18 protein-coding genes are annotated in these 24,282 nt (G+C 47.9%); 8 read left to right on the top strand and 10 right to left on the bottom strand.

Annotated elements, in window-relative coordinates; translation table 11 throughout:
- Positions 1-303 (top strand): response regulator transcription factor (locus AB5903_RS09395; protein ID WP_368117811.1); only part of this gene is annotated, 303 nt, incomplete at its 5' end.
- Between the two features lie 113 nt (positions 304-416).
- On the top strand, positions 417-2,894 hold the full coding sequence (locus AB5903_RS09390) for a TonB-dependent receptor (protein ID WP_368117813.1): 2,478 nt from the start codon (positions 417-419) through the stop codon (positions 2,892-2,894).
- Positions 2,895-3,158: 264 nt separating this feature from the next.
- Here the strand turns inward: AB5903_RS09390 and AB5903_RS09385 are convergent, their stop codons facing one another.
- The 3 genes from AB5903_RS09385 to metA form a co-directional block, all read right to left on the bottom strand.
- Positions 3,159-4,211 (bottom strand): hypothetical protein, encoded by a 1,053-nt coding sequence (locus AB5903_RS09385; RefSeq protein WP_195658238.1) that lies wholly within the window; start codon positions 4,209-4,211, stop codon positions 3,159-3,161.
- A 119-nt stretch (positions 4,212-4,330) separates the two neighbouring features.
- The gene (locus AB5903_RS09380) at positions 4,331-6,199 is read right to left on the bottom strand and encodes a U32 family peptidase (protein WP_272708900.1); all 1,869 of its coding nucleotides are present in this window, start codon (positions 6,197-6,199) and stop codon (positions 4,331-4,333) included.
- Between the two features lie 52 nt (positions 6,200-6,251).
- Positions 6,252-7,169: a homoserine O-succinyltransferase gene (metA, locus tag AB5903_RS09375; RefSeq protein ID WP_217733564.1), complete on the bottom strand. Its 918-nt coding sequence runs from the start codon at positions 7,167-7,169 to the stop codon at positions 6,252-6,254.
- Between the two features lie 347 nt (positions 7,170-7,516).
- Here metA and AB5903_RS09370 point away from each other — a divergent pair, with 347 nt between their 5' ends.
- The 6 genes from AB5903_RS09370 (at position 7,517) to AB5903_RS09345 (ending at position 14,609) form a co-directional block, all read left to right on the top strand.
- Positions 7,517-8,335, top strand: coding sequence for a KilA-N domain-containing protein (locus AB5903_RS09370; protein WP_034535805.1), 819 nt, complete (start codon positions 7,517-7,519; stop codon positions 8,333-8,335).
- A gap of 298 nt (positions 8,336-8,633) precedes the next feature.
- Positions 8,634-10,547 carry a fimbrillin family protein gene (locus AB5903_RS09365; RefSeq protein WP_117917735.1) on the top strand — a complete coding sequence of 638 codons (1,914 nt, stop codon included), beginning with the start codon at positions 8,634-8,636 and terminating at the stop codon, positions 10,545-10,547.
- A gap of 100 nt (positions 10,548-10,647) precedes the next feature.
- On the top strand, positions 10,648-11,601 hold the full coding sequence (gene metF, locus AB5903_RS09360; RefSeq protein WP_117917736.1) for a methylenetetrahydrofolate reductase [NAD(P)H]: 954 nt from the start codon (positions 10,648-10,650) through the stop codon (positions 11,599-11,601).
- 15 nt (positions 11,602-11,616) lie between these two features.
- Complete coding sequence (locus AB5903_RS09355; RefSeq protein WP_016660750.1) at positions 11,617-12,741, top strand: DNA polymerase III subunit delta'; 1,125 nt, start codon at positions 11,617-11,619, stop codon at positions 12,739-12,741.
- A 58-nt stretch (positions 12,742-12,799) separates the two neighbouring features.
- Positions 12,800-14,146: a regulatory iron-sulfur-containing complex subunit RicT gene (locus tag AB5903_RS09350; RefSeq protein ID WP_175456016.1), complete on the top strand. Its 1,347-nt coding sequence runs from the start codon at positions 12,800-12,802 to the stop codon at positions 14,144-14,146.
- Positions 14,124-14,609: a gliding motility lipoprotein GldH gene (locus tag AB5903_RS09345; protein ID WP_016660751.1), complete on the top strand. Its 486-nt coding sequence runs from the start codon at positions 14,124-14,126 to the stop codon at positions 14,607-14,609. The genes AB5903_RS09350 and AB5903_RS09345 overlap by 23 nt, the downstream gene beginning before the upstream one ends.
- A gap of 2 nt (positions 14,610-14,611) precedes the next feature.
- Here AB5903_RS09345 and rodA read toward each other — a convergent pair whose 3' ends face one another.
- The 7 genes from rodA to AB5903_RS09310 all read right to left on the bottom strand — a co-directional run bounded on the left by rodA (position 14,612) and on the right by AB5903_RS09310 (position 24,278).
- Entirely contained in the window at positions 14,612-16,069 is a 1,458-nt protein-coding gene (gene rodA, locus AB5903_RS09340; protein WP_016660752.1) for a rod shape-determining protein RodA, read from the bottom strand.
- A 26-nt stretch (positions 16,070-16,095) separates the two neighbouring features.
- Positions 16,096-17,961, bottom strand: coding sequence for a penicillin-binding protein 2 (gene mrdA / locus AB5903_RS09335; protein ID WP_368117809.1), 1,866 nt, complete (start codon positions 17,959-17,961; stop codon positions 16,096-16,098).
- A gap of 53 nt (positions 17,962-18,014) precedes the next feature.
- Positions 18,015-18,515 carry a rod shape-determining protein MreD gene (mreD, locus tag AB5903_RS09330; RefSeq protein WP_005652285.1) on the bottom strand — a complete coding sequence of 167 codons (501 nt, stop codon included), beginning with the start codon at positions 18,513-18,515 and terminating at the stop codon, positions 18,015-18,017.
- Positions 18,512-19,354: a rod shape-determining protein MreC gene (mreC, locus tag AB5903_RS09325; protein ID WP_005652287.1), complete on the bottom strand. Its 843-nt coding sequence runs from the start codon at positions 19,352-19,354 to the stop codon at positions 18,512-18,514. The genes mreD and mreC overlap by 4 nt, the downstream gene beginning before the upstream one ends.
- Before the next feature lie 2 nt (positions 19,355-19,356).
- Complete coding sequence (locus AB5903_RS09320; protein ID WP_005652290.1) at positions 19,357-20,379, bottom strand: rod shape-determining protein; 1,023 nt, start codon at positions 20,377-20,379, stop codon at positions 19,357-19,359.
- 116 nt (positions 20,380-20,495) lie between these two features.
- On the bottom strand, positions 20,496-22,019 hold the full coding sequence (gene purH / locus AB5903_RS09315; RefSeq protein ID WP_016660756.1) for a bifunctional phosphoribosylaminoimidazolecarboxamide formyltransferase/IMP cyclohydrolase: 1,524 nt from the start codon (positions 22,017-22,019) through the stop codon (positions 20,496-20,498).
- A gap of 222 nt (positions 22,020-22,241) precedes the next feature.
- Entirely contained in the window at positions 22,242-24,278 is a 2,037-nt protein-coding gene (locus AB5903_RS09310; protein ID WP_272710585.1) for a M13 family metallopeptidase, read from the bottom strand.
- Positions 24,279-24,282: the final 4 nt, after the last annotated feature.

The following is a 24,282-nucleotide window of genomic DNA, read 5'->3' as shown; positions in this document are numbered from 1 at the left end:
CTCCATCGGTACGGACACCAGCATGGACACCCCGACAAGCAACCGGACGGTCTCCGCTCCGCCATGCCGCCTCATGCCGCCGGCAACGCCGATGCCCACGAACTTTCCGCCCGCGAGATAGAAGTGCTGGTGCTCATCACCAAAGGACTTATCAACAAGGAGATTGCCGACAAACTGAACATCAGCCTCACCACCGTCATCACCCACCGCAAGAACATTGTGGAGAAACTGGGTATCAAGTCCGTATCGGGACTGACAATCTATGCCGTGATGCACGGCTACATCGATGCCGACAGGATATAAACCGGATGGCAATCCCCCTGCCGCCCCGCATCTCCCGGCATCATAATCCTCATAAATTAGGATTGCACGGGCTGGAGATTTCGCGTTACTTTGCAAGCGAAACAAAACCAGTTATGAAACAATATAAGATTATTCCCCTGATTCTGACGTTCCTCACTGCCGGTAATGTGTCGGCAGCAGATTTGGACACCTTGAAAGTAGTAGACGTGGAAGAAGTCCTCGTCATCGCAGCCCCCAAAGAAAACCGCAAGCTGCGCGAACAGCCCACAGCCGTCACCCTGCTTTCGCAGCAGGACATGCAGGCGGCACAGGTGAACTCCATCAAGAACCTGACCGGACTCGTTCCCAACATGTTCATCCCCGACTACGGTTCGCGCCTTACTTCCGCCGTCTATATCCGCGGTATCGGTTCGCGCATCAACACGCCGTCCGTGGGACTGTATGTGGACAATATCCCCTACATCGACAAGTCCGCTTTCGACTTCGACTACTCCGACATCGAACGCATCGACGTACTGCGCGGCCCGCAAGGAACGCTGTACGGACGCAATGCGATGGGCGGACTGATTAAGATTCACACCAAATCGCCTTTCTCCTATCAGGGCACGGACTTGCGCATCGGCGCAGGCACGCACAATGCCTACAACACTTCGCTGACGCATTACCACCGGGTGTCCGAGCATTTCGCTTTCTCTACCGGCGGCTTCTATGACTACGAAGGCGGCTTCTTCCGCAACGCAGCGCTGGAGAATAAGAAGACAGACAAGAGCCAATCGGCCGGCGGACGCTTCCGCGGCATCTACCTGCCTTCCGAGAACTGGAAAGCAGACCTGAACGTGAGCTACGAATACAGCGACCAGGGCGGCTATCCGTACTATTATACCGGCAGCGTCAACCCCGCCGCCCAAAGCGAAGAGATGAAATCCTACATCGGCACAATCTCCAACAACCGCGAAAGCAGCTACTACCGTAACCTGCTGAATACAGGGCTGAACCTCGAATATCAGGCGCAGCGCTTCACCCTGAGCGCCGTAACGGGCTATCAGTTCCTGAAAGACCGCATGTTCATCGACCAGGATTTTACGGCGAAAGACATCTATACGCTGGAACAGAAGCAACGCATCCATACCCTGAGCGAAGAGATTGTGATGAAAAGCAAAGGCAGCAGCCGCTGGCAATGGGCTACGGGCGTCTTCGGCTTCTACCAGTGGCTGAAAACCGACGCTCCGGTGACCTTCAGGGAAGACGGCATGGGAATGCTGGGGCAGATGCTGGGCAGTGTAATCCCGTCCAAAATAGAAGTTCCCCTGCCCATGCCCGGTATGGGAATCAATATCCTGCCGTCCTTGCGGCCCGGCAACAGCAATCTGCTCATCAACGGTAATTTCGACACACCGCTTCTCAACGGAGCGTTGTTCCACCAGTCTACTTTCCGGGACCTGTTCGGCCTTACGGGATTATCTTTCACCGCCGGTCTGCGCCTGGATTATGAGAAGATGAAGATGACCTACGACTCCGGCACTGCAATGGACTATACGGTAGGTATCAAAGGAGAAATGGTGCGGGGCGGGCAGGTTATCAAAGAAATACCGATGATGCCCGAAACGGCGCTCACCGTACAGTCGCGCTACCACGGTTCCATCGACAAGGATTACCTGCAACTGCTGCCGAAGTTTGCCCTTCAATATGACTTCAAGAACAATCGGGGCAACGTCTATGCAACCGTGAGCAAGGGCTACCGTTCGGGCGGATACAACATCCAGATGTTCTCCGACCTGTTGCAGTCCAGCCTGAAAAACGACATGATGCGGCAGACAAAAGAGGAGATTCTGAAAGCCGTAGAGGGTTCTCCCAGCGCATCCTACAAAGACCTTATCAACGAAATGTTCCCCGACGCAGGCGAGAATCCCGACGCCCGCTCCGCCACCGAATACAAACCGGAGCAAACCTGGAACTACGAAATCGGTACTCACCTGAATCTTTTCAATAACCGTCTGCGTACCGATGCCGCACTCTTCTGGCTGGAGACGCGCGACCAGCAAATCTCACGCTTTGCAGGAGCAAGCGGCTTGGGACGCGAAACGGTGAATGCAGGCAAAAGCCGCAGCCTCGGCGCCGAACTGTCCCTGGCTGCCGCCATTACTGCCGACTTCACACTGAACACCAGCTACGGCTATACGTATGCCACCTTTAAGGACTACGTAACCAATACCCGCATCAACGGACAGCTTCAGGAAATCAGCTACAACGGCAACTACGTGCCTTTCGTTCCCAAACACACGCTGACCGTAGGCGGACAGTACATTTTCCGCATCAACCCGGGATATTGGCTGGAGCGCATCCAACTGAATGCCGGATACACCGGTGCGGGACGTGTGTACTGGACGGAAGAGAACACCGTCAGCCAATCATTCTACGGCACACTGAACGGACGTATCAGTTTCCAGAAAGGCCGCGGACAGATAGACTTCTGGGTGCGCAATGCACTGGACAAGGATTACGCCGCCTTCTATTTCGAAAGCATGGGCAACGGATTTATGCAGAAAGGACGTCCCATCCAGGCCGGAATAGAACTGCGTTGCAGATTTTAGCAAACAGAGTTTGCCGACTTTTACAAGCAGGTAAATCAGAATTGTAAGCCTCTTAATATAAACCGGTTTCGTGTACCAAAGTAATACCCGCTTTGGTACACGAAATACCAACCGTTGGTACGGGAGCTACCAAGCATTGGTACGTGAAGTACCACACTATGGTACGCGGACTACCAAGCGTTGGTACACGGAATACCAACTGCCGGTAGCCGGGATACCTCCCTTTGGAACGCGAAGTACCGCCAGCCGGTACCGGCAAATAACCTATTCGTTGATTGCCCCGCAATGCGGGCAAACCCCTTTCGCCCCTATTTTCTGTCCGCAATTGCCGCAGCGATAGCGGGATGCCGCCAGTGACGAACGCAGTTTCCTGAAGAACCCCCACACAAATACGGCTATAAACAGATAACCGATGTATATATGGGTAGTCAGTATAAAGAAGAAATAACAGAAAATGCAACAGGAAGCCAGCCCCAACAGATAGAACACAGCCGCTTCCGGACTCAGTTGGCGGAACAAATCGTCGAGCACCGCCAACAGTACGATGACAAACAGCCAAAGGCTCATCAGGAAAACGGATAGCACGAACGGCACTTTAAACGGCGAGAGTGTGGGGTTGAAATAAAAATGCTGCCACGTCTCCGGCACAAACACCTGCATCGACTCGTACACCGTGGCACTAAACGCCAGCAACAGACACAGCAACAACGGATATACACTGTCTATATCATTGAAGTAGACCATTTGCAACTGCTTCCGCCGGAACGCGCGAAACAGCCATGCCGCCACAAACAGCGCAAAAATAACAATGAAATAGGAAGCATGCGTATCGCTGAACAGGTAAATGGCCTGCGAGATACTGTCCGTAGGTACAAACGCCCGGATCATGTCCTTTTCCCGAAGCCAGCCTTGCACTTCCTGAGAATGGGCGAGCTTGACCCATACGCTGTCCACACTGTCCGTCGGGTGGATGGCAAACTCCGCCACCACCACCCTGTCTCCCTTGTACAGTGTATTATAGCAGTCCTTTACAGGCAGGCAGGCTATCGTCACCGAATCTTCCTGCACTTCCAGATTCGTGTTCCACGTATAATGACGCTCGTACAGATAAGCCAGCGAATCGCGGGTCTTTGCCCCCAGTTTCCCGTCTTCCAGGTCCGGACGGGGATAATGGCAAGAAGAACCGAGAATAAGGTATAAAATATAAAATATGAAATTTAAGTATAAGGTATGAGGCATAAGGTATAAAGAGCGGGACGCACGTTGTACGGTGACGCTGTGTTTACGGCTGTTTATGTTTGTTTCTTCTTTCTTCATATTATATACTTTGGGCATTCATTCTCAATCATCTTCACTATCCGTTATGCGTATTCCCCCATACCTTATACTTCATTCTTTATACCGTATGCTTTATACGTAAGCTTCATCCTTGGCTTTTAACTGCTGACTTTCATTTGGCAGTTCTTGCAGTCGAAAGTGAGGCGGAAACGTTTGCCGTCTGTTCCTACCAGATAATAGGGTTCCCGGTACGGGGAATGTCCCTTTTGATGTGTAGGACACCAGCCCATACTGTAACGCAGGCAATGTTTGCAGAACATGAGTACGGCTTCGGGTACGGCCTGCTTCTCGTATGCCGGTTCCACGGAAGCTACTCCGTGGGCCTGATAAAAGCTGCGGGCGGCGGTATTCATCACATTGCCCAGATAGGTCAGGGATGTTGCCGGGAAACGGTGGCGGGTGGGTTTCCACACATGTAACTCACGACGGTAAGTAATGCGGCGGGCGGCAGTCAGCTTGTCTATCGCCTGGCGACGCCAGTCGGCTATCACCGAGGCGGGTATGAACCAGTTCTGCGACAGGTTGATTGCAATGGCGGGAGCTGTTGTTGCCGAGGGGCTGTCCGTGCCGCCGAGAGGCATGACCTCGAAAGGAGTATTCCCCAATTTGCCGAGTTGGGTACGCAGGTTCTCCGGTTGCGGAGTACGCGCAAGTTCTTTTGGATAGGGGAAAGACAAGGTTATGCGGTTGCCGTCTTCGTCCGCCGCTGTCAGGGCAAAGCCCGAAGGGGTATCTGCCAGCTCCCATCCAACGCCGATTTTACGTTCGGCGGACTTGCGGGCAAGGATGCGCTCAAATTCCTGGTCGAAATTGCGGAAAAGACGGGTGCGCGGTTTGATACGGGGCACATCGCCTGCCGGATACAGCTTGTTGCCATCCACCCGATTGATACGGAAACCTTGCAAACGGCCCTGTTCATCGAGAAAGCAGACACCGTCTCCGTTATGGAAAGGTTTCACTCCGGCAACGGTAAGGTAGTTGCCGCGCTGCTCTTTCATCGTACCCATCTCCTCGCCCAGGGACTTCGGCGTATCGAAAGAGGAGATTTCCCGGTCGCGACCCTGCAGGAAGTAATGGGTGAAGCCACGGCTGAAACTCTTGTCCAACCGGGGCGTGAAGTCGAAACGGCAAGTACCCGAAGAAGCACGTACGTACTCCTTGCGACGGGCGAAAATGGCATCCAGCTTGCTGCGGTAGGCAGCCGTAACGTTCTTCACATAGGAAACGTCCTTCAACCGCCCTTCTATCTTGAGGGAAGAGGCGCCGGCATCCAGCAGGTCTTCCAGCACTTCGCTTTGGTTCAGGTCTTTCAAGGAGAGCAGGTGCTTGTCGCGAACGATTGTTTTCCCGTCGGCATCTACCAGACTGAACGGCAGGCGGCAGAACTGGGCACACTCTCCCCGGTTGGCGCTTCTGCCGAAACATGCCTGACTGACGTAGCACTGGCCGCTGTAGCTTACACAAAGCGCACCGTGCACAAACACTTCCAAAGGCGTTTCCGGACAAGCCTCGTGGATTCGGCGTATCTCCTGCAATGACAGCTCGCGCGCCAGCACTACCTGACGAAAACCTGCATCCGCCAGGAAACGTACTTTCTCCGGTGTACGGTTGTCCATCTGCGTACTGCCGTGCAGGGGGATGGGCGGCAGGTTCAGACGGGTAATTCCCATATCCTGCACTATCAGGGCGTCTACACCGATGCGGTACAGTTCCCAAATCATCTTTTCCGTTTCGGCAAGCTCCTCTTCTTTCAGAATGGTATTGACCGTAACGTAAATGCGTACGTTGTACAAATGGGCATACGCCACCAAAGCGGCTATATCTTCCAAAGAATTGACCGCAGCCGCACGTGCGCCGAACTTCGGTGCGCCTATATATACCGCATCCGCACCATGATTGACTGCTTCAATACCGCACTCCAGATTCTTGGCGGGGGCCAATAGTTCTATTTTTCGTTGCTTCATCATATTTCTTTCACCACAGAAAGGGGCACAAGACCCCACTGGGTTTTCGGAGTTCTTATTTAATTTCTTCAATATTGAACGGGGTTTCCTGATATACAAAGTAGTTCAGCCAGTTGGAGAACAGCAGGTTGGCATGCGCCCGCCACCGTACCGATACGCCTTTGTCCGGGTTGTCGTCCACATAGTAATTGCGGGGCATCTCAATAGGCAATCCCTTAGCCAGGTCGCGGCGGTATTCCGTATCGAGCGTCAGGGGGGAATATTCAGAATGACCGGTTACGAAAAACTCGCGCCCGTTACGTGCCATTACCATATAGACCCCTGCCTCTTCCGATTCCGAAAGCAGGGCCAGTCCGGGAACTTTCAGAATATCTTCCTTGCGGACTTCCGTGTGGCGGCTGTGGGGAACATAAAACACATCGTCAAAACCACGGAAAATGGGATACAGAGGCTGCAAGGTGCGATGTGCGAATATGCCGAACATTTTCGCGTCCAGCGGATACTTGGGCACACCGTAATGGTGGTAGAGTCCGGCTTGCGCCGCCCAGCAGATATAAAGCGTGGACGTAACGTGCGTACGCGCCCAATCGAATATTTCGGTTATCTCGTCCCAGTAGGTCACTTCCTCAAAGTCCATCTGCTCCACAGGGGCTCCGGTAATAATCATACCATCGTACTTCTCGTCACGCATCTTGTCGAAATCCGTATAGAAAGCTTTCATATGCTCTATCGGAGTATTCTTTGAGGTGTGGCTCTTGATTTTCATGAACGAAATCTCCACCTGCAACGGAGTATTGGAGAGCAGACGCACCAAATCGGTCTCCGTCGTAATCTTCAACGGCATCAGATTCAATATGACAATCCGCAGCGGACGGATGTCCTGCCGGGTAGCCCGTGAATTGTCAATGACGAATATGTTTTCCTCTTTCAGCAGCTCTATCGCGGGAAGTTTATCGGGTAAATTTAAAGGCATAAGCTCTGTTCTACGGTTTAACTAATTACTGTTTACGATTTTAGCGTGTAAAGTTAGATAAAAAATCAGAGCGGTATAAATAAATTGCGGAAGTTTTTGTTGAATTAAAGCAGGCAATACAAAATGATTCGATATTATTTCAGTAAAATCCCACTGTTTATTTCTTTCGGAACTTTCAATTGTCGGATAACCGTATACTTGAGTACAATCAATCTATCAGGTTATAAAACGCCTTCATTAGATGCTGTATTTCCATATTCTATATTTTTCAAATAGTTCATTGAAAAGAAGATAATCTTGTGAATTGTACTACCTTTGTGGCTGAAACTCAAAGCATCAATTACATAATGGCGAAAATCATCGTTCAAAACACGCAGATTAATGTTCTCAATTTTAAGGAACAAGATTATATATCCCTTACCGACATGGCTTCCGCCAAAGAAGGGGACAGCAGAGCGGCAGACGTAATTAAAAATTGGATAAGAAGCCGTTATACAATTGAATTTCTTGGCACATGGGAAATCATCCATAATCCTAATTTTAAAGTGGTCGAATTCGACCACTTTAGAAAGAGTGCCGGATTGCCATCTTTTGTATTAAGTGCTTCCGAATGGATAGAGCAGACTAATGCAATCGGTATCATCGTTAAAAAAGGACGCTACGGCGGGACGTACGCCCATAAGGATATTGCATTTGAATTCGGTTCTGCAATCAGCGTACCTTTCAAACTCTACCTTATTGAAGAGTTTCAACGGTTAAAGACTGAAGAGCAACAGCAACTCGGTTGGTCAGCAAAGCGTGAATTATCGAAAATCAACTATCGCATACACACTGATGCCATAAAACAAAACCTTATTCCGCAGGAAGTCACATCGGTACAAGCAAGTATTATTTACGCCAATGAAGCCGATGTGCTGAATGTAGCCATGTTCGGCATGACAGCAAAACAATGGCGGGAAGCCAATCCCGAACTGAAAGGTAATATTCGTGATTATGCCACTATTAATGAACTTATCTGTTTGTCGAATATGGAAAACCTCAATGCAGTATTTATCGAACAGAGTATGACACAAAGAGAACGTCTCGTTAAACTAAACCAAATAGCCATTCATCAAATGAATATATTGGGAAACGGTGATGAAGATAACCGTAAGTTATTGAAATAAATCACTACGCATTGCTCTGCGCTGTAACTCATCACACATTTATTTTAATTTGAGCGATTATTTGTGTGATTATTCCAAAGATTTAGTATACTTTTACATCCTTGTTTTTATTTAGATATATGTAAAGAGAAGAAAAAGCACCAAGCTATCAAGCGTGATAACTGACTAATAGAAATCTGAAAGCGTAAACTACTTTCTCATAACATTTACGGTTCTGCCCAATCTGATATATCGACACGTAAGTTTTTAAGTACGAACCAAAGGCGAAGATGTTTTCGTCTTATAAAACTACTATAACATGAATATCATGAGAAACGCTTTCAAAAGGGCAAATTATGTGTTATGCCTGCTCCTTGCCTTATCGGGTACATCTTGTATCAACAGGCTAAATGATGAAATCAAAGAGGGCAGTATCCTCATCTCCTTTTCCTTTGAAGCAAGTAAAGCCGCTACCAAAGTAACTAAAAACACTTTCGACATAGGAGACAGAAGCGGTATCTTTGCCATGCTGACAGGCAATTCCCTGGACCAGCAGCGATACATCGACAACCTGCTTCTGGAATGTAGCGACAACAGCAAACTGATATCCAAGAAAGAAGTGTATTATCCGGAAGGAGATGCCACGCTGGACTTCATCAGCTACTATCCGTATCAGGAAGAAAACGTGTCCAAAGGAAGCTCACTGCTGGACGTCACAGTACAAGCAGACCAGAACAAGACCGCCAATTACAGCTTATCCAACTTCATGACCGCCCGCATCGGGAACGTACCCAACAGCGAGAAAACCGTAAAGCTGGAATACAAGCACCGGTTTGCCAAAATAAAGTTAGTTCTTATACCCCAAGAAGGTGAAGATACGGACGAGATGCTCAAGGCCAACCCCAGAATCATAGCTACCGGTTTCAGGACACAAGCCGTATATGACCTGCAATCGGACAAGCTTTCCTCGGTTGACGATGCGAGCGAAACGGATATCATTCCTTTCGGCACATGGAAGAAAGAGGGTAATACGCTGTCCGGTAAAGAGCTTATTGTAATTCCGCAAACACACTCCGACGGCGGACAGGCTTTTACCCTGGAATGGAACGGAAAAATCTATACCTGCCCTCTCCCGTCGGCCACCATTGAGGAGGACACGGAACTGGAGATTTGCATCAACGCACTGCAAAGCACAAGTGCAACCCTCACCGGAGTTATCGCCAACATCAAGGAATGGGAGCTCAGCGAACAAGGAGAGAGCGAAAACCGATACGAAATCACTGCCGTACACACAGCCTCGCTGTCATTCAGCATGTCTGATATCTACAGGATATACCATCAAGGAAAGCCCGTGGCAGAAGTATGCCGGGAGTATCTTTACACTGCCCCCGCCGATGCTGTTGCTACTAAAGCGATTGTAGCCTATTCCGTACAGGACAATGAACAGACGGACTTAACAAATGGAATCGTTTTACAACTACCGGACAAAACCGCCACGACACATGGCGGTAAAGTAAGTTGGAATGAAGCGGACAACTCGCTGACCTACATTAGCGGCCACTCCCGGCCTATCGAAAAATTCTACATAGACAAAAACAGAAAGATAGTAACGGAAAAGCCTGCCGCACCAGCACTGGCTATCAACGTCAGCAGCTACGTAATCAGAGATATACGGAACGGTATATTGCACACCTACCCCATCGTGAAAATAGGCGCACAATATTGGATGAAAGAGGATTTACAGACGGCCCATTATAATGACAGCAAGAGTATGCCCCTCAGAAAAGCTTTGGGAGAAGGCGAGGGCTACCTCAAATGGGCGGGCACCAGCTCCCATTTTTACAACGGCGAGGCCGTCCTTACCGGGAAATTGGCTCCGTTGGATTGGAGGTTGCCAACAGAAAACGATTGGAACAGACTGAAAGAATACATAGGAGAGAATGCTTCCGCACTGAAAAAGGCAGATACCTGGAGCTCGGATGTTTATTCCGCAACCAATGAAACCGGATTCTGCATTCAACCCGCAGGGCTGCTGTTGGAAAGGGAAAACAAGACGGCCTTGGTAAACGCAAACTCATCGACCGCCTATTGGCTATATGACGGCACACAAAAGCAATTGGACAAAGTCGTAATGTTTGCGAACAGCAATAACGACATCGCCTTAAAGAACGCCGTCAAACCGGAAGGCAAAGATTATTATAATGCGTTTTCCATCCGTTGCATAAAAGAATAGCCTGCCAAAAAAGCATTTCTCATTTCTTTTTCGTATTTTTGTTCCCAATGTGCAGGATTGTGCAGGATTTTGCCAATTAGACAAAGACAACGGAAAAGAAATGAGAGTAATCGATCTGATAAACAGTAACGAAAAAACAGCTTTTTCTTTTGAAATATTGCCCCCTCTGAAAGGTACAGGCATCGAAAAGTTGTACGAAACAATAGATACATTACGGGAGTTCGACCCTAAATACATCAATATCACCACACACCGCAGCGAGTACGTGTACAAGGACCTCGGCAACGGGCTGTTCCAGCGCAACCGTCTCCGTCGCCGTCCGGGAACCGTATCCGTAGCCGCAGCCATCCAGAATAAATACAACATAACGGTGGTGCCGCATATTCTTTGCAGCGGTTTCAGCCGTGAGGATACCGAATATGTATTGCTCGACCTGCAATTCCTGAACATCACAGACCTTTTGGTGTTACGCGGAGACAAGGCAAAACACGAGTCGGTATTCACTCCCGAAAAGAACGGTTATCATCATGCCGTTGAATTGCAGGAACAGATTAACCAATTCAATAAGGGCATCTTTGTAGACGGCTCCGAGATGAAAGTCACCAATACTCCTTTCTCATACGGAGTGGCCTGTTATCCGGAGAAACACGAAGAAGCGCCCAACATCGATACGGACATTTATTGGCTGAAAAAGAAAATGGAAACCGGAGCGGAATATGCCGTTACCCAATTGTTCTATGACAACCGGAAATACTTCGATTTCGTAGAACGCGCCCGCAAAGCCGGAGTTACCATCCCCATTATACCGGGCATCAAGCCGTTCAAGAAGCTTTCGCAACTCAGCATGATACCCAAAACGTTTAAAGTAGACCTGCCCGAAGAGCTGACAAACGAAATCTTGAAATGCAAGAATGATGCCGAAGCGCAACAGGTAGGTATCGAATGGTGCGTGCAGCAATGCAAGGAACTGATGAAGTACCATATTCCCAGCATCCATTTCTATTCCATAGGTGCAGTGGACAGCATCAAGGAAGTAGCCAAACAGATTTATTAACCAAATACCGACACCGTGTTTTTTAAAGATGTAATAGGCCAGGATACAGCCAAACAACAATTGATACAAGAGGTGCGGGAAGGACGTATTCCTCACGCGCAACTGTTCTGCGGACCGGCAGGAGTAGGCAAACTTCCGCTGGCTATGGCTTATGCCCGTTACATCTGCTGTCCGAACCGCACGGAGACCGATGCCTGCGGCACGTGTCCTTCGTGTGTGAAGTGGAATAAACTGGTGCATCCGGACGTACACTTCGTATTCCCCATCGTGAAAAGTGCCAAGGGGAAGAAAGAAGTTTGCGATGACTACATAGCCGACTGGCGGCATCTTGTACTAAGCAACCCCTATTTCTCACTGAATCATTGGCTGAATGAAATGGGAGCGGAAAACGGACAAGCGATTATCTACGCAAAGGAAAGCGATGAAATCACCCGTAAGCTCAGTTTGAAATCCAGCGAAGGCGGATACAAGGTAACCATTGTATGGCTGCCTGAAAAGCTGCACGAGGTCTGCGCCAATAAATTGCTGAAACTGCTGGAAGAGCCGCCTGAGAAGACCATCTTCCTGTTGGTTTCCGAAGCACCCGAAATGATATTGTCTACCATACTCAGCCGTACACAACGTTTCAACATCCGCAAAATAGATGAGGCAAGCATGGCAAACGCGCTGCAACAAAAGTACGGCGTGCAACCGGCGGACAGCCAGACCATAGCCCATCTGGCAAACGGAAACTTCATCAAGGCGTTGGAAACAATCCACCTGAATGAAGAGAATGAGTTGTTTTTCAATCTGTTCGTCAGCCTGATGCGCCTCTCCTATCAACGGAAAATACGGGAAATGAAGCAATGGAGCGAACAACTCGCGGCTATGGGGCGCGAACGCCAAAAGAATTTTCTGGAATACTGCCAGCGCATGATACGGGAAAATTTCATCTATAACCTGCATCGGAAAGAGATGAACTACATGACCCTGCCCGAACAGAACTTCGCTACCCGGTTTGCCCCGTTTGTCAACGAACGGAATGTTATGGGTATTATGGATGAACTCAGCGAAGCGCAAGTGCACATTGAACAGAATGTGAATGCCCGTATGGTATTCTTTGATTTTTCACTGAAAATGATTGTTCTGTTAAAACAATAGAAGAATCCTTTTCAACTAACATATAACATAGTAAATCATCAAAATAACAGATAGAATGATGGAATTTAAACTACATAACGGAAGCGGCGGTCTCTGCTGCAAAAGCTGCGGCAGGCAAGACAAGCAACTGAACACTTACGACTGGCTTGCCGACATTCCCGGCAATGCAGAGGAATCGGACATGGTGGAAGTTCAGTTCAAAAATACCCGCAAGGGTTATTTCCGCAACAGCAACAAAATTCCTTTGGAAAAAGGCGATATAGTAGCCGTGGAAGCTACTCCCGGACATGATATAGGCGTAGTAACCCTTACCGGGCGGCTTGTACCGCTACAGATGCGTAAGGCAAATATCAAGTCGGAAGCGGATATCAAGCGCATCTACCGCAAAGCCAAACCGGTGGATATGGACAAGTATAACGAGGCGAAAGCGCGTGAACACAGCACGATGATACGTGCCCGCCAGATCGCTCTTGACCTCAACCTCAATATGAAAATCGGGGATGTGGAATATCAGGGAGACGGCAACAAAGCAATCTTCTACTACATTGCCGATGAACGCGTAGACTTCCGCCAACTGATTAAGGTGCTTGCCGACGCTTTCCATGTACGCATCGAAATGAAGCAGATCGGTGCACGTCAGGAAGCCGGCCGTATCGGCGGTATCGGACCTTGCGGCCGTGAGTTGTGTTGCGCTACCTGGATGACATCGTTTGTTTCCGTTTCGACCAGCGCCGCCCGCTACCAGGATATTTCACTGAATCCGCAAAAGCTTGCCGGACAATGCGCCAAACTGAAATGCTGCCTCAACTACGAAGTGGACTGTTACGTAGAAGCACAAAAACGCCTGCCTTCCAAAGAAATCGAATTGGAAACCAAAGACGGCGTATTCTATTTCTTCAAAGCCGACATTCTCAGCAACCAGATAACTTACTCCACCGACAAGAGTATCCCTGCCAATCTGGTTACTATCAGCGGAAGACGCGCCTTTGAAGTTATCGGTCTGAATAAAAGGGGCATCAAACCGGAGAGCCTGTTGGAAGAGACACATCGCACCGAACCCAAGAAACCGGTAGACCTGCTGGAACAGGAAAGCCTGACCCGCTTCGACCGTAACCGCAAGAACAAGAACGGCGGAGACGGCAACAATGGAAACGGTAATGGAAATAACGGCGGCAACCGGAATAAAAAGAAGAAAAAGACTCCCAATAACCGACCGCAAGGCGGAGAACAGTCTGCCGCTCCGCAACAACAAGAGCAGCCCAGACAGCAGGGAGACGAAAAACGGCCGCAAGGAAATGAAAGACGTTCACAACGGAATAGCAACAACCGTAAACGTCCTCACAACAACAAGCCCAAACCTCAGGGAGATAAACCTGCTCAAAATGACAAGCCTGCTCAAGAATAAGACAAAGACTCTGAGATATATCATACTGCTGTTTATCGTAAGCGCATTAGGCGCTTGCGATAAACAGACTGTATATCATGCATTCCAATCCATTCCGCAAGAGGGTTGGAAACGACAGGACACACTCCTTTTCAATGTCGCTGTGCCCGATTCGCAAACTTACTACAAACTGATAGTAGAAATTAGAAACCGCAGCACTTACCCTTACCAAAACATCAACTTATCCGTCTGCTATGACAGTCCGGAATTGAAAAAGCTACAGACAGATACATTGACAGCCGTCTTAGCCGATAAAGAAGGCATATGGAAAGGAGATGGCTGGGGCGGTTTATACCAGTCTGCATTTCCCGCAGGAAACATCAAGATAGGGAAACCCGGTGACTACCTTTTCAAAGTAGCTTATACATTACCCGACAGCCTCCTGCCCGGCATCAATGATGTGGGAATCAAATTACAACGATAATATTATACCAACCTTCTATTTCTCCCCGCATCAATACGCAGGAATATAAACAGCAGTATCGTAAAGCCCCATAACGAAGACCCCCCATAGCTGAAGAAAGGCAACGGAATACCGATAACAGGCGTCAATCCGAGTACCATCCCGATGTTTATGAAAAGATGAAACAGAAAAATACTCAGCACCGAATACCCGTATACCCTGCCAAATGCGGACTGCTGCCGCTCTGCCAACGCTATCAGACGAAGTATCAAAGCCAGGAACAAGAGTAATACAGCCGTCGAACCGATAAAGCCTTCTTCTTCGCCTACGGTACAGAATATGAAATCCGTGTCCTGTTCGGGAACATATTTAAGTTTGGTCTGTGTACCGTTCAAAAAGCCTTTCCCAGTCAAGCCGCCCGAACCGATAGCAATCTTCGATTGATTTACGTTATATCCCGCTCCTGCCAAGTCCTCTTCCATGCCCAACAGAACCTTAATGCGAATCTGCTGGTGAGGTTCCAATACTTTATTGAAAAAATAGTCGCTGGAGTAGAGAAAACCTATCGAACCTATGGCAAACAAACCAATAAGAAAATAACTCCAATGGCGTTCACTCAAAGCAAGGAAGAATAAATAACATGTTACAACCACACACAATCCCCATTGCACCCATACCAGATTAAAAGGGGTTATATATTCCGAAACCAGATAAGCGACAAGCAATACGATAAAAGAACCGACGATGATATTCCGAACCGGCTCCCATTTCTTCTTATATACCCATACCATTCCACCGGCAAAGAGCAAAATCATCGACAGTACCACAAACTCTCCGATAGGTGTTGGAGTATCTGCAATAAAGACTTGATCAAAACGGATACCCACCACAAAATATACCACAGCGCAAATACCGGAGAAAAGCACTACTCCGGGCATACCTTCACGATAAAGCATCAGGAAGAAAGCCATATAAACCAATGCAGACCCCGTTTCCCGCTGAAGAATAATCAGCGTCATCGGCAGAAGAATAAGGAAAGCCAGCATCAACGCGCTCTTCCAGCTTTTTATAGTGAACGAATAGGCGCTCATATACTTGGCCAACGCCAATGCCGTGGCAAACTTGGCAAATTCAGCCGGTTGCAGACTGACAGGCCCCAAAATCAGCCAGGACCGTGAGCCTTTGGTATCAGGAGCAATAAAAATGGTAACAACCAACAAGAGAATGAGTCCTATATATATAATGTAAGAGAACATATCATAAAGTGTGTCTTCCAGCATCAGCAGAATAAATCCCAACCCGAATGAGCAGACAATCCACATGAACTGCTTGCCGGCACGGGTAGAGAAATCAAGAAAATCACGGTCACCATAGTCGTAACTTGCCCCGCAAATACTGAACCAGCCGAATACAATCAACATCAGGTAGATTATAATCGTCACCCAATCCAATGATTTCCATATACTGTCTCTTCTTACCATTTATACTGCTACTGTTTGACTGTTTATTACCTTTCTTCGTCTCCGTACAGAATTACGCGGTTGCTGAATTCCTCCGCACGTATCTCATTCTCCGGCGATAACTTGCCATGCAAGTACTGATCCATCATCATCGCACCGATAGGGACGCCGTAGGTTGCACCAAAACCGCCATTTTCCACATACACCGCAATAGCAATCTTAGGATCATTCATCGGAGCGAACCCCATGAACACCGAATGGTCTTTACCGCGATTTTGTGCCGTACCGGTTTTGCCGCATGCCTCTACACCCGGCAGGATTGTGCCGACCATACGGCAGGTTGCACTACCCGTACTACCTGTAACAGCGGCACGCATCCCCTCCACAACTTCATCGTAATATTCCCGGTCGATTGACGTGACACGGGGGGTACGGTAGATACTGTCCAATTCATTATCCTGTATCTCCTTTACAACATGCGGAGTAATGAAATGCCCCCGGTTGGCAATGGTTGCACCCAAATTGGCTATCTGCAACGGGGTCGCAAGAATTTCTCCCTGTCCGATAGCGATACTGACTACCGTAAGTCCGTTCCAAGAGCCCCGATATGCTTTATCATAAAACTTAGCGTTAGGAATCAAGCCGCGCTGCTCTCCGGGAAGGTCGGTACCAAGGCGATAGCCGAATCCCTGCGACACCATATGGTCTTTCCATACGGTAATGGCATTTTGCGGAGAACCGTACTTCTTGTCGCTGAACATACGGAACAGCCCCCAACAAAAATAAGAGTTGCACGAAGTGGCTATTGCCGGAACCAAAGGCAAAGGAGAACCGTGCCCGTGACAGCCTACATGCAAACTTCCATAATTGAAACCGTGTGCACAAGGGAAAGTAGGATAATCTTCATGGATTATTCCTTCCTGCAAAAATGTCAATGCCTGTGCAGTCTTGAAAGTAGAGCCCGGCGGATACGCTCCCATGATTGCGCGGTTCAGGAGAGGTTTCCGCTTGTCTCTTTGCAACATCCGGTGATTCTTTCCACGCTGGCGTCCAATCATCAAGTGAGGATCGAAAGTAGGAGAAGAAACCATACAGAGTATCTCTCCCGTAGCCGGTTCAATGGCTACGATAGCTCCGATTTTATGCTGCAACAAACGCTCACCTAACCTCTGCAACTCAATATCGATACCTAAAGTCAGGTTCTTACCGGGCACAGAGGGACGGTCGAGCTTCCCATCCATATAATGCCCCTGAATACGTCCATGCGCATCACGAAGCAGAATCTCCACCCCTTTTTCGCCACGAAGATACTTTTCATAAGATTTCTCGATACCTTGCTTGCCTATATAATCTCCGCGGATATAATAATTATCCGCCTCAATATCTTTCTTTGACACTTCACCTATATCCCCCAACGCATGTCCGGCAGCATCGTAAGTATATTGCCGGATAGTACGCCGCTGGATGTAGAAACCGGGAAACTTGAATAGTTTCTCCTGAAACACACCGCACTCTTCTGCCGAGAGTTGCGTCATAAACACCTGATGCGTATATTTGGAATAACCGGGATTCATCCAACGGTTCTTTACATCCTTCATCCGCTTCTGGAACTGCTCGAACGTGATGTTCAACGCACGGCATAAATCCAACGTATCGAGCTGCGTCACTTCACGAGGCACAAACGTGATATCGTATGCCGGCTGGTTAAAAACCAGCAGTTTACCGTTACGGTCATAGATAGCTCCACGCGAAGGATATTGAATCTTATTCAAAAAGGCATTGCTGTCCGCATTCTTCTTGTAATCATCCGTCATTATTTGCAAGTCGAACAGGCGAATCACGTAGATAAGGACAATGACGACAGCCGCCATGCCTATCACATATTTTCGTTTCTCCAGCGTATAATCCTTCATTCAATCACAACATATGAGTTATAAATACAAGTAACATAACTTGCAACCTCTTTTTACTTCTTCCGTATGCCCTCTACTGCCATTATACAAGCTACAGTCAGCAAAGTGCTTGTTACAATTCTCAGCAATAACGCACCTATGTGGGCAAAAGAAAAGAATTCAAGAGTAAGCAGCATCCCGTGATGTACCAAGACACTGGCAACCAAGTATTTCAAAAAAGGAGAGATTCCCATTGTACGGACTGCCGGAACCAATGTATCCAGCGTATCGCGAGGCACAAACAAGCGTAAGAATGTAGGGCGCAAAAAGGCTAAAAGCACCGTAGCCGCCGCATTCATTCCCGGAGTATCGGAAAGGATATCAACCGCCAGTCCAAGAAAAAAAGCCCATAGCATCAATGCATTACGGGGTACATCCGACTCAAACTTCAATATCAGATATATATATAAAAACGGAGTGGCATATCCTGCAATATGCACATTGTTCAGTATCAGCACCTGCAATAATACCAGACCGACAAACCACCCTATCTTATGCAAATAATTGATTATCATTTTTCTCCTTCTTTTTCCAGCATATTCTGTTCTTCCTGTCCGCTGCGCGAAATGACACGCACATTGCTCACCTTACCGAAATCCGTAGCTAACTTTATCTTCAACAGATATGAAAGTCCGTCATGGGAATCGGACATATCATCGACCGTTCCTACCATAACTCCTTCAGGAAATACTGTGGAATAGCCGCTGGTCACCACCGTATCACCCAGATTAAATTCCGCATGACGGGGCAAGTCCTTCAAATAAGCAAAACGCGAATCTCCACCTTCCCACTTCAAATAGCCGAAGTACTCACTGCCCACAATCTTGCAGCTGATACTCGACTTGCTGTTCAGCAACGGAATAACCAGCGAATAGCGGGGAGAAGTCTTATATACGATACCTACCACTCCATTTGCATCCACTACCCCCATTTCCGGACGAATACCATCTGACGAGCCACGGTCCAATGTTATATAATTATCTGCCTTATTCAGACTGTTCTTTATAACATTCGCCTTGAATATGCGGTAATCATCCGGAGCAAGGCGCGCCATACTATATAGTTTTACGGAATCCAGGCCCTGCTCCTGCAGGCTTTTTTCCAGAAAAGCTACCCGTTGTTCCAGCCACATATTCCGGTCGAGCAAGTCCTCATTGACCGATTTCAAATGGAAGTAAGAACTGATGCCGCCCGAAATCTCATAAACTTTCCCGGCTACTCCGTTTGCCGAAGTAAAATACACGCTCTGCTGATAATGGTTGAAACGGAACAATAAAACAAAACTGGTAACCTCTAACAGAAGAAAGAGGAACCAGTAATTGTATTTAATAAGAAAGTTCAGTAGATTCCGCATACCTATCTCATCAGGAATGAGAAGCGGTCGACATTCTTCAGTGCAACGCCTGTACCTTTGGCAACGGCATGCAAAGGATCTTCCGCAATGTGGAACGGTATGTTGATTTTATCGGTCAGACGCTTATCCAGTCCGCGAAGCAAAGCACCGCCACCTGCCAGATAGATACCGTTGTGCACGATATCGGCATACAATTCGGGCGGCGTATTCTCCAATGCACTTAGAATAGCAGTCTCAATCTTAGAAATGGACTTCTCCAGACAGTGTGCCACTTCCTGATAGCATACGGGAACCTCCATAGGAAGCGCCGTAATACGGTTCGGACCATGAACGATATAATCTTCGGGAGCATCCTCGCCCAGTTCGGTCAAGGCCGCACCTACGTTAATCTTGATACGTTCTGCCATACGCTCGCTGACCTTCACATTGTGCTGGCGGCTCATATACTCCTGAATATCGGCAGTGAGGTCATCACCGGCAATACGGATGGAGTTGTTGGAAACGATACCACCCAGCGAAATAACGGCAATTTCCGTAGAACCGCCGCCTATATCAACAATCATATTACCCTCCGGCGCTTCCACATCGATGCCGATACCGATAGCGGCAGCCATCGGCTCGAATATCAGGTAAACGTCACGTCCGCCGGCATGCTCGGCAGAGTCGCGCACGGCACGCAACTCTACTTCCGTACTGCCCGAAGGAACGCCTATTACCATACGGAGCGAAGGGGAAAACAGACGGTTTCGATTGTTCACCATCTTGATAAGTCCGCGTATCATCTGCTCGCAGGCATAGAAGTCGGCAATCACACCGTCGCGAAGAGGGCGGATAGTACGTATGTTCTCATGGGTCTTTTCGTGCATCAGCTTTGCTTTTTCACCCACGGCAATCATCTTGTCTGTACGACGGTCCAACGCCACCACCGAAGGCTCGTCCACTACTATCTTGCCATTTGTGGTAATGATAGTATTGGCAGTGCCAAGGTCCATCGCTATTTCTTGTGTAAAAGAGAATAATCCCATGTAAATTAAAAATTGAGAATTAAAAATTAAAAAATATCACTCATATCAGGAACTGAGAACTAAAAAGCAGGAGAAAGCATCATTCCTCAATTTTCAATTCTCAATTCTCAATTTAATCAGTGTTTAAAGTGACGGAACCCTGTTATCACCATTGCGATGCCATGTTCATTGCAATAATTGAAAGAGAGCTCGTCCTTAATGCTTCCACCCGGTTGGATAACGGCCGTAACACCTTCATTACCTGCAATCTCCACGCAGTCGGGGAAGGGGAAGAAAGCATCACTTGCCATTACGGCACCGTTCAGATCAAAACCAAAGTTCTTGGCTTTTTCAATAGCCTGCTTCAAAGCGTCTACACGGCTGGTCTGTCCCACACCGCTTGCCAGCAGTTGCTTGCCTTTAGCCAGTACGATAGCATTGGACTTGCTGTTCTTCACAATCTTGTTTGCGAAAAGCATATCTTCAACTTCCTCCGCAGTCGGAGCCTTGGTCGTTACGGTTTTCAAATCTTCGGGAGTTTCCACCTTCAGGTCACGGTCTTGCACCAGCACACCGTTCAGCAAAGAGCGGAACTGCTTCTTGGGCAGTGCAGCCTGCTTGCGCACCAGAATGATGCGGTTCTTCTTCTGACCGAGAATTTCCAGTGCATCCACATCATAATCGGGAGCTATGATAACTTCAAAGAATATCTTGTTGATTTCCTCGGCAGCAGCCTTGTCTATCACGGCATTTGTGATGAGCACACCGCCGAATGCGGATACCGGATCGCCGGCAAGCGCGTCTGTCCAAGCTTCCAATACTGTGGGACGTGAAGCCAGACCACAGGCATTGTTATGCTTCAGTATAGCGAAAGTAGTATCTGTGAATTCATCAATCAAGTCAACGGCAGCGTTGATATCGAGCAGGTTGTTATAAGAGATTTCCTTACCGTGTATCTGGTCGAACATAGCATCTATGTTACCATAGAAATAACCTTTCTGATGCGGGTTCTCACCATACCGCAAAGTCTTTTGATTGTTGGCGGACTGACGGAAAGCAGACCCTTCTTCGCCATCGAAATAGTTGAAGATAGCCGAATCGTAATGAGAAGATACGGCAAACGCCTCTTTGGCAAACCAACGGCGTTCTTCGAGTGAAGTGGTAGCTCCGTGCTCCATCAGCATATCGCGAAGAGGCTGGTATTGAGCCTGTGAAGCAACGATAACCACATCATTGTAATTCTTGGCAGCGGCACGTATCAAAGAAATGCCGCCTATATCAATTTTCTCAATAATAGCCGGTTCTTCGGCACCGCTGGCAACGGTGGCTTCAAACGGATACAGGTCAACGATAACAAGGTCTATTTCGGGAATCTCATATTTCTCTATCTGTTGCATGTCTTGTTCCAATCCGCGGCGGCAAAGGATACCTCCGAATATCTTCGGATGCAAAGTCTTAACGCGTCCACCCAGAATGGAAGGATATGTGGTAAGGTCTTCCACTGCCTTGCAGGGATAACCCAAAGATTCTATAAATTGACGAGTTCCGCCGGTTGAAAGGAACTCTACACCTTCTTCATGCAGTTTGGTAATGATTTCGTCCAAACCTTCTTTGTGGTAAACGGATACCAGAGCTGTTTTGATTCTTTTAGTTTCAGACATGGATTTGCGTATTAAAGTAATGCGTACATTTTACTATTCGGAATGCAAAGTTACTAATTTTGTTTATTCACACATACATTCATACACAATAAATTAGGTATAATTAAAAAAGGAACTCATTATTAATTCCGATACCTTTGTACAATGATGCAGAAAAAGTCCCGTTGAAAAGGTATCCACACCTTTCCAACGGGACTGAAATCTTTTATAACAACCGCTCTGTTACCAGATAGAAACCCGTTTGTCCACCGGCACAAACATCGGGTCATTCTCTGTTATATTGAAAGCCTCATACCAAGCGCCGATTTGCGGCAAAGCACCGTTGACACGCCACTTACCCAATGAGTGAACATCGCTCTTGGTACGGTTCAGCACTTCTTCCGGACGGATATTGTTTCCCCATACACCTGCATAAGCAAGGAAGAAACGCTGTTCGGGAGTAAGACCATTCATTACAGGCAGCAGGTTGGCAGCCGTAGCTTTCTTAAATGCCTGATAAGCAACCTGCAAACCACCATGATCAGCAATATTCTCACCCAAAGTCATACGGCCGTTACCATATACACCCGGAGCAACCTCGATACTGTCGAACACATTCACCATCACCTGTGCACGCTCATCAAAACGTTTGGCATCTTCCTCAGTCCACCAGTCTTTCAAATTGCCGTCCTTATCGTATTGGCGTCCCTGGTCGTCAAAGCCGTGCGTCATTTCATGACCGATTACCACTCCGATAGCGCCATAATTGAAGGCATCGTCCGCATTCATGTCAAAGAACGGATATTGCAAAATACCGGCTGGGAAGCAGATTTCATTCGTTGTAGGATTATAATAAGCGTTTACGGTTTGCGGAGTCATCAGCCATTCGTCTTTATCTACCGGCTTGCCGGCTTTAGCCACCATCTCTGCATGGCTCCATTCGTTGGCACGCTCCATATTCGCCCAATATGAATCATCCTTGATTTCCAATGTAGAATAATCTTTCCATGTATCAGGATAACCTATTTTCACATGGAAAGTAGCCAGTTTCTCCAAAGCTTTCACTTTGGTAGAATCGCCCATCCAAGCAAGGTTTTTGATGCGTTCACCCAAGCTTTCCTGCAGGTTCTTCACCAAAGTCACCATACGTTCTTTGGCTGCGGCCGGGAAATATTTCTCTACATACATCTGGCCTACCGCTTCACCCAAAGCAGAACTTACAGTGCTGACCGCTCTCTTCCAACGAGGTTGCATTTCCTGCGTACCGCTCATGGTACGTTGATAGAAATCGAAGTTCTGTTCGGCCATAGCATCATTCAGAGTACCTGCAGCAGCATCAATCAGTTTCCATTGCAAATAGAGACCTTGTTGCTCAAGAGGAAGAGTATCCAGAATTTCTGCAGCAGCCTTCAGAGAAGCGGGCTGACCTACGATAACTTCTTGCACATCTTTTAAATCCAAAGCTGACAGATAAGCATCCCAATCAAAAGTAGGATAATTCTTCTTCAGTTCTTCCAAACTCATCTTGTTGTAATTGGCATGCGGATTACGCAACTCCGTACGCGAACGGAAAGCTTTGGCAAGACGTGTTTCCACATCCATCACCACTTCTACGCCTTTCTTGGCAGCAGCCTCATCAAACCCTGCCAATTGATACATCTTCTGTACATGTGCACGAAAAGCATTGCGTATCTTGGCAGTAGCCTCATCGTTCTCCAAATAATATTCGCGCTCGCCCATGCTCAAGCCGGCCTGATAAGACTGTACGGCATTCATGCTGCTGTTCATTTCATCAGCGCCTACGTACAAGACATTGTAAGCCACAATTCCTTTTTTCTGCATCTCTCCCAGCAATGCATAAACCTCTTTCCGATCCTTCAATGCACCGAGGCGGTCAAGTTCTGCTTTAATGGGAGCCACACCGTCTTTGTTCAGCTTCACGCTGTCCATTACGATTTTATACAAATCACCAACTTTCTGAGCTACGCTGCCGGCTTCGTGCTGCGTGGCAGCCAGCTCCTCGATGAGTCCCTGAATCTGCTTACGGTTATTTTCCGCAAGGATGGTAAAAGAACCATACTGTGAATACTCGGCAGGAATGGGATTGTTCTTCATCCAACCGCCGCAAGCGTATTGGTAGAAATCCGTTCCGGGCAAGGCCGTTGTGTCGAGGTTGGCAAACTGAATACCGGCTGTGAGCTCAGCCTGCTTCTTGCCGGTGCTGCAAGCGCCTGTCATCAGACAGAATGCTGCAATGGGTAAAAAATGAAATACTCTCATACTT

The organism is Bacteroides sp. 2201st1_D9_2201SCRN_220225, assembly GCF_040928965.1.
Taxonomy (GTDB): Bacteria; Bacteroidota; Bacteroidia; order Bacteroidales; family Bacteroidaceae; genus Bacteroides; species Bacteroides stercoris.
Note: the sequence above shows the minus strand (reverse complement) of the source record. Positions and strands in the feature narration are given on the sequence as shown.

Coding starts and splice junctions, on each gene's coding strand:
- AB5903_RS09345 (WP_016660751.1), top strand. CDS start 14,124: ATGACAAGCCTGCTCAAGAATAAGACAAAGACTCTGAGATATATCATA.
- AB5903_RS09350 (WP_175456016.1), top strand. CDS start 12,800: ATGGAATTTAAACTACATAACGGAAGCGGCGGTCTCTGCTGCAAAAGC.
- mrdA (WP_368117809.1), bottom strand. CDS start 17,961: ATGAAGGATTATACGCTGGAGAAACGAAAATATGTGATAGGCATGGCG.
- AB5903_RS09310 (WP_272710585.1), bottom strand. CDS start 24,278: ATGAGAGTATTTCATTTTTTACCCATTGCAGCATTCTGTCTGATGACA.
- AB5903_RS09380 (WP_272708900.1), bottom strand. CDS start 6,199: ATGATGAAGCAACGAAAAATAGAACTATTGGCCCCCGCCAAGAATCTG.
- mreC (WP_005652287.1), bottom strand. CDS start 19,354: ATGCGGAATCTACTGAACTTTCTTATTAAATACAATTACTGGTTCCTC.
- AB5903_RS09385 (WP_195658238.1), bottom strand. CDS start 4,211: ATGAAGAAAGAAGAAACAAACATAAACAGCCGTAAACACAGCGTCACC.
- AB5903_RS09370 (WP_034535805.1), top strand. CDS start 7,517: ATGGCGAAAATCATCGTTCAAAACACGCAGATTAATGTTCTCAATTTT.
- rodA (WP_016660752.1), bottom strand. CDS start 16,069: ATGGTAAGAAGAGACAGTATATGGAAATCATTGGATTGGGTGACGATT.
- AB5903_RS09390 (WP_368117813.1), top strand. CDS start 417: ATGAAACAATATAAGATTATTCCCCTGATTCTGACGTTCCTCACTGCC.
- metF (WP_117917736.1), top strand. CDS start 10,648: ATGAGAGTAATCGATCTGATAAACAGTAACGAAAAAACAGCTTTTTCT.
- AB5903_RS09365 (WP_117917735.1), top strand. CDS start 8,634: ATGAATATCATGAGAAACGCTTTCAAAAGGGCAAATTATGTGTTATGC.
- metA (WP_217733564.1), bottom strand. CDS start 7,169: ATGCCTTTAAATTTACCCGATAAACTTCCCGCGATAGAGCTGCTGAAA.
- AB5903_RS09320 (WP_005652290.1), bottom strand. CDS start 20,379: ATGGGATTATTCTCTTTTACACAAGAAATAGCGATGGACCTTGGCACT.
- purH (WP_016660756.1), bottom strand. CDS start 22,019: ATGTCTGAAACTAAAAGAATCAAAACAGCTCTGGTATCCGTTTACCAC.
- mreD (WP_005652285.1), bottom strand. CDS start 18,515: ATGATAATCAATTATTTGCATAAGATAGGGTGGTTTGTCGGTCTGGTA.